The organism is Polynucleobacter sp. AP-Ainpum-60-G11, from assembly GCF_018688375.1.
In the GTDB taxonomy this organism is placed as follows: domain Bacteria; phylum Pseudomonadota; class Gammaproteobacteria; order Burkholderiales; family Burkholderiaceae; genus Polynucleobacter.
Genome location: NZ_CP061318.1, coordinates 1,553,680 through 1,567,315, shown reverse-complemented (window position 1 = coordinate 1,567,315; position 13,636 = coordinate 1,553,680). Strand labels below are relative to the sequence as shown.

Sequence of the window (13,636 nt, the reverse complement as noted above, 5' to 3'; positions counted from 1 at the left end):
ACCCCCGCCCAGAAAGAAAAAAGCCCGCAAACTGCTGCGGGCTCGTTTCTGGGAAGCATTCGAGAATTATTCCTCTACGAAGGCCTCTTCACGGGTTTTCTTAACCGCTGGTAAGGCCACGATCACCACCAAGAGGGCTGCTGCAATCAGCAAGCAGAGGGATAGTGGACGCGTAAAGAATGTTGAGAAGTCACCACGTGAAAGCAACAGGGCGCGACGGAAGTTCTCCTCCATCATTGGTCCGAGCACAAAACCCAAGAGCAGGGGAGGGGGTTCGCAACCCAGCTTGAAGAAAAGGTAGCCAATTAAGCCAAATGCTGCGGTGACGTAAACATCAAACACCGTATTGTTTACGGTATACACGCCGATGCAGCAGAACACCAGAATGGCTGGGTACATGAAGCGGTAGGGAATCTTCAGGAGCTTTACCCAAATACCGATTAGTGGCAAGTTCAAGAGAATCAACATTACGTTACCAATCCACATGGAAGCGATCAGACCCCAGAACAAGGCTGGGTTGCTGGTCATTACTTGTGGACCTGGCTGAATGTTATGAATGGTCATTGCACCAACCATCAAGGCCATCACAGCATTTGGCGGAATACCCAAAGTGAGCAATGGAATGAAAGAGGTTTGAGCTGCCGCATTGTTAGCCGCTTCAGGACCGGCGACACCCTCGATGGCGCCCTTACCGAATTCATGGCTGTACTTGGAAGATTTCTTTTCAACTGAGTACGCGCCAAAGGCGGCTAAAGCTGCGCCACCGCCCGGTAGAATTCCGAGGATGGATCCAATGGTTGTGCCGCGTAAGATTGAGGGAACCATGCGTTTAAGATCTTGCTTGGTTGGGATCATGGTGGTCATCTTGTTCAAGAAGCCCTCATCACCATCCTTTTTCTCAAGGTTACTCATGATTTCAGCAAAACCGAAGACACCCATCGCAACTGAAACAAAGCCAATACCATCGCTTAGCTGAGGAATATCAAACGCATAACGTGAAACGCCAGAGTTAACATCGGTGCCAATTAAGCCCATGAGCAGGCCTAGAACAATCATGCCAATTGCTTTAACTAAGGATCCGGAAGCCAGCACAACCGCACCGATTAACCCTAAAACCATTAGGGAGAAGTATTCAGCTGGTCCAAACTTAAATGCCAGCTCAGAGAGTGGTGCAGCAAATGCAGCTAAAACGAGTGTGGCTACGCAACCAGCAAAGAATGAACCCATACCGGCAGTAAAGAGGGCTACACCCGCTCGGCCATTTCTGGCCATTTGGTAGCCATCGATTGCCGTCACCACCGAGGACGTTTCCCCCGGGATATTGAGCAAAATCGCTGTTGTGGAGCCACCGTATTGTGATCCGTAGTAAATGCCTGACAACATAATCAAGGCAGCAACTGGAGGCAGTGCATAGGTCGCTGGCAATAGCATCGCAATCGTAGCGATGGGGCCTAGACCTGGCAAAACGCCAATTAGTGTGCCCAATATGCAACCAATAAAGCAGTACAGCAGGTTTTGGAGGGTAAAAGCCGTATCGAAACCAAGGGCTAAATTAGCAAATAAGTCCATTTTTAGTTTCCCGGTTAGTTATTTAAAAAAGCTGGTAGTAATGGGAACTGAAGACTTAAGCCCAAAACGAAGACTGAATAGGTAAACGCAACCAAGAAACTGGCGTTGATTAAGGTGCCTTTCCAATGAAACTCATGGCTGGCGCTGGCGGATACGAAAACCAATACGAATACAGCAACGATGAAGCCCATGGTTGGTAATAAAAGCCCATAGAGCACGACTGAACCAGTAATGAGGGCGATGATTTTCCAGTGGAATGGTGGAATTTTTTCAATGGCAGCCTTGGCACCAAGGGATTTCACCAGAATTAATAGGCCTAAGGCAGTCATAAGTAGGCCCAACCAAAACGGGAAGTACCCAGGCCCCATTTTGGCCGCATTACCCATAGGGTATTGCAGCGCCATGATGGTGAAGAATAGGCCGATGACCATATACATCAGCCCTGCACCAAAGTCTTTTTGATTGCGAATTTTCAAGTTGAGCTCCTTATGTATCGACTTAAATGCCGATCTATTTATTAATGTTAGGGGATTGTAAGGCAGGATTGAGCGGGTTTGACTAGGGTTTGCCCCCGACTAGTGCCAATGCGATAATTATTCGCATGAAAGTCTCCCAAATTCGCCAGGCGTACCTGGACTACTTCGCCCAAAAAGGCCACCAAATTGTCCCTTCCAGCCCCGTGGTGCCTGGAGATGATCCAACCCTGTTATTTACCAATGCGGGAATGAATCAGTTCAAGGACGTCTTTTTGGGTTTTGATAAGCGTCCCTATAACCGCGCAACCACTGCCCAAAAATGTATCCGTGCCGGTGGTAAACATAATGATTTGGATAACGTGGGCTACACAGCCCGTCATCACACCTTTTTTGAAATGCTGGGTAACTTCTCTTTTGGGGATTACTTTAAGAAAGATGCCATCCAGTTTGCTTGGGGTTTATTGACTGAAGTCTTTAAATTGCCAGAAGAAAAGCTGCTCGTTACTGTCTATGCGGAAGACGACGAGGCTTACGAGATTTGGAATAAGCAAATTGGCGTGCCAGCTGAGCGGATTATTCGCATCGGCGACAACAAGGGCGCCCGCTACGCTTCAGACAACTTCTGGATGATGGGTGACACAGGGCCCTGCGGTCCTTGCACTGAAATCTTCTATGACCATGGCCCTCATATTGCCGGTGGTCCTCCAGGAAGTCCTAACGAAGATGGCGATCGCTACATTGAGATCTGGAATAACGTATTTATGCAGTTCAATCGCGACGAAGCGGGCAATATGCATCCATTGCCTAAGCCTAGCGTCGATACCGGTATGGGTCTTGAGCGCATTGCAGCCGTGTTGCAGCACGTGCATTCCAACTATGAGATTGATCTCTTTGTTAATTTGCTCAAAGCAGCTAAAGAAGCTGTTGATGCGGCCGGTGGTGAGAATTGTGATGCAACTAGCCCATCACTCAAAGTGATTGCTGATCATATTCGCGCCTGTAGTTTCATCGTGGTCGATGGTGTGATTCCAGGTAACGCCGGTCGCGGCTATGTTCTGCGTCGCATCACACGCCGTGCGATTCGTCATGGCTATAAGTTAGGTGCACGTAAACCATTCTTTTATCAATTGGTTCCTGCGCTTGTAAAAGAAATGGGCCTGGCTTATCCAGAGTTGCAAGCAGCAAAAGATAAAGTCAGTGAGGTAATTAAGCAGGAGGAAGAGCGCTTCTTCCAGACCATCGCTAACGGTATGGAAATCTTGGAAGGCGCACTTGCTGGTGGTGCTAAGACCGTTGATGGTGAAACCGCTTTCCGTTTGCACGACACCTTTGGTTTCCCATTGGATCTGACTGCAGACGTATGCCGTGAGCGCGATGTCACGGTGGATGCTGAAGGTTTTGATTTGGCGATGCAAAAGCAACGCGATCAAGCGAGAGCAGCCGGCAAGTTCAAAGTGGCCCAAGGTTTGGAGTACTCCGGCAAGCCAACTCAGTTTCATGGTTACGACACCTTAAAACATGAAGGCGCGAAAGTAACGGCACTCTACGTTGACGGCTCTGCTGTGCAATCAGTGAAGGCTGGTGATACTGCAGTCGTTGTGCTGGATAACACCCCTTTCTATGCTGAGTCTGGTGGACAGGTTGGCGATCAGGGTGAGTTACGTAATGAAGCGGTGCGTTTTGCAGTTGAAGATACCTTCAAGATTCAGGCTGATGTTTTTGGTCATCAAGGTGAAGTGCAAGAGGGCGAGCTCAAAGTGGGCGATGCAATCAATGCTTTGGTAGATGCCCAGCAAAGAACTGAAACGATGCGTAATCACAGTGCTACCCATATTTTGCATAAAGCATTGCGTGAAGTCTTAGGTGACCATGTGCAGCAAAAAGGTTCTTTGGTTGATGCCAGCAAAACCCGTTTTGACTTTACCCACAATGCACCAATTACTGCATCAGAAATTCGTCGGGTAGAGGATATCGTGAATGCGGAGATCTTGGCTAATACTGCGACTTCCGGAAAAGTGATGTCTTTGGATGATGCGCAAAAGACTGGCGCGATGATGCTCTTTGGTGAGAAGTATGGTGACGAAGTTCGTGTGCTAGAAATCGGTAGCTCTAAAGAGCTATGCGGTGGTACCCACGTGGGTCGCACGGGCGACATTGGTAGCCTCAAGATTGTTTCTGAGAGTGGTGTTGCTGCCGGCATCCGTCGTGTTGAAGCAGTCACCGGCAGAAATGCATTGAACTTCTTACAGGACTTGGAAGACAAGATTAGTGAAGCAGCTGCGGTTCTGAAAACCCATCCTGGTGATTTAGTGAATCGTGTTGCACAACTGCAAGAGAGCCTGCGTCAAGCCGAGCGTGAGTTGGATAAGGTGAATTCCAAACTCGCTGCCAGCCAAGGCGACGAGCTAGCAACCCAGGCGATTGATGTCAACGGCATCAAGGTCTTGGCAGCCCGCTTAGATGGTGCGGATGCGCAAGTATTACGCGAGACTATGGATGCCTTAAAAGCCAAGCTGAAAACAGCAGCGATTGTTTTGGCTTCCGTCCAGGGCGACAAGGTCAGCTTGATTGCTGGCGTGACTGCAGACTCGATTGCCAAAGTTAAAGCGGGTGACTTGGTGAACTTTGTTGCTCAGCAAGTTGGCGGTAAAGGCGGCGGCAAACCAGAGATGGCAATGGCTGGTGGTACCGATCCAAGTAAATTGGGCGCGGCATTGGCTGGCGTCAAAGATTGGGTGGCTTCCAAGTGAGTGATGCCATCGAATTTAATCTCGAGGTAGATGCGATTGGCATGAACTGCCCACTTCCTATTTTGCGCACCAAGAAAGCTTTAGCTACGATGCAATCTGGCGAAGTGCTCAAAGTGAAGGCGACGGATTCTGGTGCGGCTCATGACTTTCCTGCATTCGCAAAGCAGACTGGCAATGAACTTCTCTCAAGCACTACCGAGGGTAATGTATTGGTTTTCTTTCTCAAGAGAAGATGAACCGATCTATAAACTCTTGATAGCAAAGAAAAAGGCAGAAAGTGATTTCTGCCTTTTTTGCTTTTATTTCACTGGATTTGATCTCAGTGGAGATGGGGTTGGATTTAAGTTAAAGAGCGACTCTTAAGATACGCTGCAAACTCAGTGCCCACCTCTGGGTGGCGTAAAGCAAACTCCACGGAAGCCTTGAGGTAACCCAGCTTGCTACCGCAGTCATAGCGCACGCCATCGTATTCATAAGCGAATACAGGCTCCTCCTTAAGTAGGGAGGCAATGGCATCGGTGAGTTGGATTTCGCCGCCAGCGCCCGGCTTAAGATTGCGAATGTGATTGAAGATATCTGAAGATAGAACATAGCGACCTACTACCGCTAAGTTAGATGGCGCATCTTTGGGCTGTGGTTTCTCCACAATCCCATTTAAACGATAGATCCCTTTAGGTACCTCTGCGCCAGAGATAATTCCATAGGAGCTACTTTTAGATGGATCAATCTTTTCCACGGCTAAGACTGAACCATTTTGCTCATCAAAGACTTTGAGCATTTGTTTGAGTACAGGGGGTTGGCCATCGAGTAAGTCATCTGCAAGGATGATGGCAAAAGGCTCATCTCGTACGAGCTTTTCTGCGCACAAGACAGCGTGACCCAAACCCAGTGCTTCTGGTTGGCGAACATAAACACAATCTACGTGGCTTGGCTTCACGCTACGAACAATCTCTAACAGAGCCTGCTTATTTTTTGCTTCGAGCTCCGCTTCTAATTCATAGGCCTTATCAAAGTGATCCTCGATCGCGCGCTTGCTGCGACCTGTCACGAAAATCATTTCGGTAATGCCAGCAGCAATTGCTTCCTCAACCGCATACTGAATGAGGGGCTTATCTACTACATTCAGCATTTCTTTTGGGCTAGCCTTGGTGGCCGGCAAGAAGCGTGTGCCCAAACCTGCAACGGGGAAAACTGCTTTAGTAACGGCTTTAGTGCTTAATGGCATGGCAATTCCGATCAGTTATTTTGCTGCTTTATTTCAGTCGATCTAATTGTGCAACAAGCTTCTCATGGTTTTGCTCAAAGCCAGCAAGACGCTGCTTTTCTTGAGCTACAACCTCTTCTGGGGCGCGAGCCACGAAGCTTTCATTGCCAAGCTTGCTGCGGGCTTTAGTGATCTCATTGGCTAAGCGCTCAATTTCTTTGCTGAGGCGAATTCTCTCGGCTGCTACGTCGACTTCAATTTTGAGTAATAACTTGAGATTCCCAACCAAGGCCATCGGCGCACCTGGAGCATCTTTTTCTAAGGCTGACTCATCATCATAGATTTTGACTTCAGACAGCTTGGCTAAGGCAGTTAAGTAAGGGCTTGCCTGTTTTAAGAAATCTTGCGATCCACTAATCCAGAGGGGTGCCTTTAGTGCAGGGGAGACTTGCATCTCTCCACGTAAATTACGGCAAGCATCCACAATCGATTTAATCTGAGCTACCCAAGCTTCGCTTTGCTCATCAATCTTATCGAGCTGAGCAACAGGGTAAGGCTGCAGAGCAATGGTTTGTTTATCTTGCTTTGCCAACTCTTTACCAACCTTAGGTCCAACGGTTTGCCAAAGAGTTTCAGTGATGAATGGAATCAGTGGATGAGCTATGCGCAAGATCGTTTCTAAAACGCGTAGTAGCGTACGACGAGTCGCGCGTTGCTGTGCAGGCGTGCCCGTTTGTAGTTGAACCTTGGCCAACTCCAAGTACCAATCGCAATACTCATCCCATACAAATTGATAAATACTGGTAGCGATATTGTCAAAGCGATAGTTCTGGAAGCCCTTAGCAACATCAGCCTCAGTTCTTTGCAAGATAGAAACAATCCAGCGATCTGCTGGAGAGAAATCAAGCTGTCCCTCTGGACCACATTGGCTGTCACAAGGAGCAAAGCCATTCTCTTGATCATTGCCAGGGCAATTCATGAGCACAAAGCGAGTGGCATTCCAGAGCTTGTTGCAGAAGTTGCGATAGCCTTCGCAGCGTTTCTGGTCAAAGTTAATATTCCGACCGAGTGATGCGAGTGAGGCAAAGGTGAAACGCAGAGCGTCTGTACCAAATGCAGGAATACCTTCGGGAAATTCTTTCTTGGTTTTCTTGCCAATGCTTTCAGCTTGCTTAGGATTCATCAAGCCGGTGGTGCGCTTAGCAACTAAGCCTTCAATCTTGATGCCATCAATGAGGTCGATTGGATCCAAAGTGTTTCCTTTGGATTTACTCATCTTCTGACCTTCGGCATCACGGACTAGACCATGAACGTACACCGTATTAAACGGTACCTTGCCGGTGAAATGGCAAGTCATCATGACCATTCTGGCTACCCAGAAGAAAATGATGTCAAAGCCGGTTACCAATACTGAAGATGGTAAGAAGTGATTGAGCGCAGGCGTTTCTTCTGGCCAGCCTAAGGAGCTAAAAGGCACTAGCGCAGAGCTAAACCAGGTATCCAGAACGTCAGGATCGCGGTTGAGTTGACCTTTGTATCCGGCAGTAGCAGCTTTAGCCTTGGCTTCTTCTTCAGAGCGAGCCACAAAGATCTGCCCATCATCGCCATACCAGGCAGGGATTTGATGACCCCACCAGAGTTGGCGCGAGATACACCAGTCTTGAATATTCTCTAACCACTGCGTATAGGTGCTGATCCAATTTTCTGGAACGAGTTTGATATCACCTTTAGTGACGGCATCTAATGCAGCGCCAGCAATGGATGCGCCAGGTTGATATTTGTTATCAGGACTTGGCTTTGAGACTGCAACAAACCATTGGTCAGTGAGCATGGGTTCAATGATGGTTTGAGTGCGATCACCACGTGGCACCATTAATTTATGTGGCTGTACTTTTTCCAATAAACCGGCAGCATCTAAATCAGCAACGATTTGTTTGCGTGCAGCGAATCGCTCAAGACCTTGATACACCGCTGGCGCATTCTCATTGATCTTGGCATCCAGAGTAAGGATATTAATGAGTGGTAACTGATGACGTTGTCCAACGGCATAGTCGTTGAAGTCGTGCGCAGGTGTCACTTTAACCACGCCAGTACCAAAAGCTAAATCCACGTAGTCGTCTGCGATGATCGGAATTTCACGATTGCACAGCGGTAGTTGCACTGACTTACCGATGAGGTGTTTGTAGCGCTCATCTTCTGGATTGACCATGACGGCCACGTCGCCTAACAGAGTCTCTGGGCGAGTGGTGGCAACGGTGAGATGTCCAGAGCCATCAGCTAATGGATAGCGGATGTGCCACATGGAGCCATCTTCTTCTTCGCTCACTACTTCTAGATCGGAGACTGCAGTTCCTAAAACAGGGTCCCAGTTCACCAAACGTTTGCCGCGGTAAATTAAACCTTGTTCATGTAGGCGCACAAAGACTTCAACAACCGCCTTGGACATCTTGCTGTCCATCGTGAAATATTCTTTGCCCCAATCAATCGAAGCGCCTAGGCGACGAATCTGACGGGTAATGGTATTGCCGGAAGTTTCTTTCCACTCCCAGACTTTTTCTAAGAATTTCTCACGACCTAAATCGTGACGAGAAACTTTTTGTGCATCAAGCTGGCGCTCAACAACAATTTGTGTGGCAATACCAGCATGATCTGTGCCTGGAACCCACAAAGTATTTTTGCCAGACATGCGGGCATGACGCACCAAGCCATCCATGATGGTTTGATTAAAGGCGTGACCCATGTGGAGGGTGCCCGTCACATTCGGTGGTGGCAATTGAATCGAGAAATCTCCCTTGCCCTCATCTAGGGTGGCGTCGGCAATGCCTCGGCGTTCCCATTCCGGACCCCAATAAGCTTCAATTGGGGCGGGTTCGTAGGATTTGGCTAGTTCGTCTAAGGAACTGGCCGCTGGTGAATTAGGGGTATTCGAAGCATTTGGCATAAGAGGCAAATTATAATTGGGGCGATGTACTCAGACTTGCTCGCAAACCTTAATCCAGAACAACGCGAGGCAGTGACCCTCCCGCCTGTCAATTCAAATGGCCAGGCCCAGTCAGCCCTCATTTTGGCTGGTGCCGGCAGTGGAAAGACCCGCGTCCTCACGACCCGTATAGCTTGGTTGATCCAGACGGGCCAGGTTTCACCCATTGGTGTTCTAGCAGTGACCTTCACCAATAAGGCCGCTAAAGAGATGATGTTGCGCTTAAGCGCGATGTTGCCCATCAATACTCGGGGTATGTGGATTGGTACTTTTCACGGTCTTTGTAATCGTTTACTGCGTGCGCATCACAAGGAAGCGGGTTTACCATCTACTTTTCAGATTCTGGATACCCAGGATCAGCTTTCTGCCATTAAGCGTCTTTTAAAGGGCTTAAAGGTCGATGATGAAAAATACCCCCCTAAGCAGTTGCAGTATTTCATTGCGCATGCCAAAGAGCGTGGTCAGCGCGCCAAAGAATTATCCGTAGGGGATGACTTCCAAGCAAAGATGGCTCAACTCTATGAGGCTTATGACGAGCAGTGCCAGCGTGAAGGCGTAGTTGATTTTGCTGAGCTCCTCTTACGCAGCTATGAATTGCTCAAACATAACGAAGCGATTCGTACGCACTACCAAGAGCGCTTCCGCCATATCTTGATTGATGAGTTCCAAGATACCAATGCCTTGCAATACGCGTGGCTTAAATTACTCTCCGGTCATGATGCTAGTCGCGTCAATGTCAGCGGCATGGGAAGCAGTGCAGTTTTCGCAGTGGGCGATGATGATCAAAGTATTTACGCATTCCGCGGCGCCGATGTAGAGAACATGCGTCTGTATGAAAAGCAATATCACCCAATGATGGTCAAGCTTGAGCAAAACTACCGCTCACATGGCCACATCTTGGATACTGCTAACTACCTAATTTCCAACAATACGGATCGTCTAGGCAAAAACCTGCGAACCGATGCGGGTCATGGCGAGCCAGTCCGTATTTATGATGCTCCGAGTGATCACGCAGAAGCCGCTTGGCTCGTAGACGAAATCAAAGCGCTAGTAAATAGCGGTATCAAGCGTACTGAAATTGCTTTGCTCTATCGCAGTAACGCCCAGTCACGCATCATCGAGCACGCTTTATTTTCTGCAGCGATCCCTTATCGTGTCTATGGTGGTTTACGCTTCTTTGAGCGCGCTGAAATTAAGCACGCTTTGGCTTACCTCCGCCTTTTAGAAAATCCGAATGACGACACCTCTTTCTCTCGTGTCGTCAATTTCCCAACACGCGGCATTGGGGCGAGATCCATTGAAGCAGTGCAGGATGCAGCGCGTGCACAAAACTGCTCTCTGTATTTAGCAGCCTCAACCTTGGATGGTAAAGCCGGCGCTTCCTTGGGAGGTTTTGTACGTTTAGTAGATCACATGCGTGAAGCTACGCGTCACAACACTCTGCCTGAAACAGTGGAGTTTGTGATTCAGAACAGCGGATTGATTCAGCATTACCTCTCAGAGCGTGAGGGCCAGGATCGTGTCGAAAACTTACAAGAACTCATCAATGCCGCAACCGCATTTATTGCGGAAGAGGGTTATGGTCAGGATGCCACCGCTGCCACGCTACCGGGTGAGAACGCACCCGGGACAGTAGAGGTCTCCCCGTTAGCAGCATTCCTCTCGCATGCTTCGCTTGAGGCTGGTGATAACCAGGCACAAGCAGGTCAAGATGCTGTGCAGTTGATGACAGTGCACTCCGCCAAAGGTTTGGAGTTCACCTCCGTATTTATTACTGGCTTAGAAGAAGGTTTGTTCCCGCACGAGAACAGTATTAATGAGCAGAATGGTTTAGAGGAAGAACGTCGCTTGATGTATGTCGCGATTACTCGAGCAAAAGAGCGTCTCTACCTTTCTCACACGCAGTCTCGGATGCTTCATGGCCAGGTGCGTTACAACATGCCCTCCCGCTTCTTGGAAGAGTTGCCGTCTGATTCATTGAAGTGGCTTACCCCAAAAGTAAAAGATGCTCGTTGGGGTGGTGCTACCGGTGGCAATGGCGGTCGCGCAGGCTCGACTTGGCAGGATGGCTACACGCGTCAGCGTGAATTTGGATCTAATGATTTTTTTGACAGCGGTAATGAACGCGAGCGACCCGCTAGACAAATTGGGCGTGTAGGCTCTGCATCGACTGCTGTAACCAGAATGGCTTCACCACCAAGAGGTAATTACCCATTTACGATTGGGCAAAATGTTTTCCACACCAAGTTTGGAGAGGGAAAGGTTACAGGCTTAGAGGGTAATGATGCTGATGCGCGAGCTCAAGTGAACTTCAAGCGACATGGTGTGAAATGGTTGCAGCTCAGTATTGCTAAGCTTGCAGCAATAGACTGAGCAAGCAGTCAGATAAATTACTATGCAATTAAGCTTGCTGATTCTTTTTCAGCAAAGCACGCTTTCCAAGTGGCAAAGAATGAACAGTGCATTACTGTCAAACCCGCCATGGAAATTGGGGCAATGATGAATGATGCCGCTTGACCTAAATCGAGCGCATCAAAGATAGAGCCAATCGTTAGAGGGATTGCGATTAAGATCGCCCCCCAAATCGCGATATATAAAAAGAATGCCCCGCGATTTGCCCAGCAAGCAATAGCGCTAGAAAAGAGTGCCTGTGCAACTGACATATCAGCCCAGGCAACGAGCACGGGAGAAAACCACATCAACATCGCAACTGGCACATAGAACAGTCCGCCGAAAAAAAGAATCAAATAAATTTGACGCACGGCTTCAGGGGTAATGGGTTTGTCATTAGTCATCAATGGGATGAGCAATTCAAAATCTACCAACATGCTTAAGATAAAGCTGAGAGCAAGAATGAGCGCTGCATATACCAAGCCCAATTGCAGAATACGCTTACGAATTAATGGTGAGGATTGCAGGGCAACAACATATACCGATGGACGAATACGCTCTTTCTGAATTGCTTGGCGACAGGCAGTCATAAAGCCAACCGATAAAGTAGGTGTCAGCAATAAAACGGCGAAAATACCAATCACGGGAACGAGTACCGCTAGCTGCGCCACAAACACGTACATGAATACCAACATCAAAAAGCCCAAAGGATTTTGCTTGAATAGCCAAATGCCTTGACGTATCCAGGTATAGCCTTCTTTTGGAGGGACGGAGTTTAGTTTCATATCGCTTTGCGGCTTAAGAGAATATTTTCAAAATGACGAGGGTCATGTGGGGTCAACATCTGCGCATCACGTGGCAAGTAAAAATCCCACAGGCGAGAAATCCAAAAACGTAGAGCTGCTGCGCGAATCATGAGGGGCCAGCTTGCCTGCTCTTCTTGGCTGAGTGGACGAACCGATTGGTAGGCATCCATCAGGGCTTTGAAGCGAGCGGGATCCAAATCTTGTTTATTGTCAGCAAGACACCAATCATTCGCGGTGACTGCTAAATCAAATAACCACTTATCAGTTCCAGCGAAATAAAAATCGAAGAAACCGCCCAGTCGATCTTGAGAACTATCGCTCGCACCCTGCGGATCAAACAGCACGTTATCTCTAAAGAGGTCGCAATGGCTTGCCCCTTGCGGCAGTGATGCATAGGCTGTAGAGCTAAAGAATTGCTCTTGAGTTGCAAGCTCAGTTGTAAGTAATTCTTTTTGAGAATCATTGAGGTGTGGCAACACTTGAGGCACAGTTTTTTGCCACCAAGAAAGGCTGCGGAGATTTTCTTGGTGCTGCTGAAAGTCAGCACTGGCTAAGTGCATCTTTGCTAGGTTCTCGCCAACTAAGGCGCAGTGTTTTGCTTCAGGTGTCAGTCTGGAGAGGCCTGGAAGCTTGCTCACTATGGCTGCCGGCTTGCCCTTTAGGCTAAACAGAATTTGCCCTTGTTTATTCTCAAGCGGCTTGGGTACTGGAATGCCTTTGTTGGCCAAGTGACGCATAAACTCTAAGTAGTAGGGTAGTTGCTCTGCCGACAGTCTTTCAAAAATAGTGAGAACATATTCTTGTTTCTTGCCATCCTTCTTGGTGTCGAGAAAGAAATTCGAGTTCTCGATGCCACCATGAATGCCGCGAATATCGATTGCCTGCCCGATGTCAAAATCGCTCGCGATCCAGTCTGAGATATCGCTCAGCTCAACAGGTGTAAAGACGGCCATAACTAAAAATGAAGGGCGTGGGTAATAAAGCGAATCAGATATTAAAAAGGAATGCTGACGCTAGGAACGCTGATGAGATCGGTTTCTCTTGGGACGCCAGGCATCACTGTTGCCGGAGGTGCCATTTCGTAGCTGGTATAGCGTGTCTTCACATCCACCTGAGTGGGTGCATTGGTATCTTTGTATTCAGTAATTTCAGTGCCAGTCGCCTCTTTGTGCTGAAAGCTGGGTTTACGACCTTCAGGCGCATTTGTGACTTGTGATGCGCTGACCGCAGGTGCTAGGGGTTGGCTATTAATGCGCTGCAGCTCTGACGGGCTTAACGCTTGAGAATTATTTTGGGCATGCGCTGAATTCAGGCCAAAAGAGGCAAAAGCCACTAAAAAGCTTGTCAGAACAAGGGTTTGGCTCGCAGCAGAGTGGAGTAAGTTAGTTAGAGCGTGCATCATTTTTCACCTTTTTAGGCCTCTTTTCAGGAGGATTTGAACCTGATCTGTAGGCAGTTAG

At 48.3% G+C, this 13,636-nt stretch carries 10 protein-coding genes; 3 read left to right on the top strand and 7 right to left on the bottom strand.

Annotation, left to right across the window (positions count from 1 at the left end):
• Positions 1-66: 66 nt before the first annotated feature.
• Both FD971_RS08140 and FD971_RS08135 read right to left on the bottom strand, forming a co-directional pair.
• Positions 67-1,569 carry a tripartite tricarboxylate transporter permease gene (locus FD971_RS08140; protein WP_215333831.1) on the bottom strand — a complete coding sequence of 501 codons (1,503 nt, stop codon included), beginning with the start codon at positions 1,567-1,569 and terminating at the stop codon, positions 67-69.
• A gap of 14 nt (positions 1,570-1,583) precedes the next feature.
• A complete protein-coding gene (locus FD971_RS08135) occupies positions 1,584-2,045 on the bottom strand; it encodes a tripartite tricarboxylate transporter TctB family protein (protein WP_215333830.1) in 462 nt (153 codons plus the stop codon).
• 125 nt (positions 2,046-2,170) lie between these two features.
• Here FD971_RS08135 and alaS point away from each other — a divergent pair, with 125 nt between their 5' ends.
• Together alaS and FD971_RS08125 are read left to right on the top strand one after the other, a co-directional pair.
• Entirely contained in the window at positions 2,171-4,795 is a 2,625-nt protein-coding gene (gene alaS / locus FD971_RS08130; protein WP_215333829.1) for an alanine--tRNA ligase, read from the top strand.
• An 8-nt stretch (positions 4,796-4,803) separates the two neighbouring features.
• The gene (locus FD971_RS08125) at positions 4,804-5,031 is read left to right on the top strand and encodes a sulfurtransferase TusA family protein (RefSeq protein ID WP_215335309.1); all 228 of its coding nucleotides are present in this window, start codon (positions 4,804-4,806) and stop codon (positions 5,029-5,031) included.
• 104 nt (positions 5,032-5,135) lie between these two features.
• On the opposite strand, the gene galU is transcribed toward FD971_RS08125, so the two are convergent.
• Both galU and FD971_RS08115 read right to left on the bottom strand, forming a co-directional pair.
• Positions 5,136-6,020: a UTP--glucose-1-phosphate uridylyltransferase GalU gene (gene galU, locus FD971_RS08120; RefSeq protein ID WP_215333828.1), complete on the bottom strand. Its 885-nt coding sequence runs from the start codon at positions 6,018-6,020 to the stop codon at positions 5,136-5,138.
• A gap of 28 nt (positions 6,021-6,048) precedes the next feature.
• Positions 6,049-8,940: a valine--tRNA ligase gene (locus tag FD971_RS08115; protein WP_215333827.1), complete on the bottom strand. Its 2,892-nt coding sequence runs from the start codon at positions 8,938-8,940 to the stop codon at positions 6,049-6,051.
• A gap of 24 nt (positions 8,941-8,964) precedes the next feature.
• Between FD971_RS08115 and FD971_RS08110 the strand changes: the two genes are divergently transcribed.
• Positions 8,965-11,352: a UvrD-helicase domain-containing protein gene (locus FD971_RS08110; RefSeq protein ID WP_215333826.1), complete on the top strand. Its 2,388-nt coding sequence runs from the start codon at positions 8,965-8,967 to the stop codon at positions 11,350-11,352.
• 20 nt (positions 11,353-11,372) lie between these two features.
• On the opposite strand, the gene FD971_RS08105 is transcribed toward FD971_RS08110, so the two are convergent.
• The 3 genes from FD971_RS08105 to FD971_RS08095 are packed head-to-tail and all read right to left on the bottom strand — an operon-like array spanning position 11,373 to position 13,578.
• Complete coding sequence (locus FD971_RS08105; RefSeq protein ID WP_215333825.1) at positions 11,373-12,155, bottom strand: BPSS1780 family membrane protein; 783 nt, start codon at positions 12,153-12,155, stop codon at positions 11,373-11,375.
• Positions 12,152-13,129 (bottom strand): homoserine kinase, encoded by a 978-nt coding sequence (locus tag FD971_RS08100; RefSeq protein WP_215333824.1) that lies wholly within the window; start codon positions 13,127-13,129, stop codon positions 12,152-12,154. The genes FD971_RS08105 and FD971_RS08100 overlap by 4 nt, the downstream gene beginning before the upstream one ends.
• A gap of 41 nt (positions 13,130-13,170) precedes the next feature.
• On the bottom strand, positions 13,171-13,578 hold the full coding sequence (locus FD971_RS08095) for a hypothetical protein (protein ID WP_251368614.1): 408 nt from the start codon (positions 13,576-13,578) through the stop codon (positions 13,171-13,173).
• Positions 13,579-13,636: the final 58 nt, after the last annotated feature.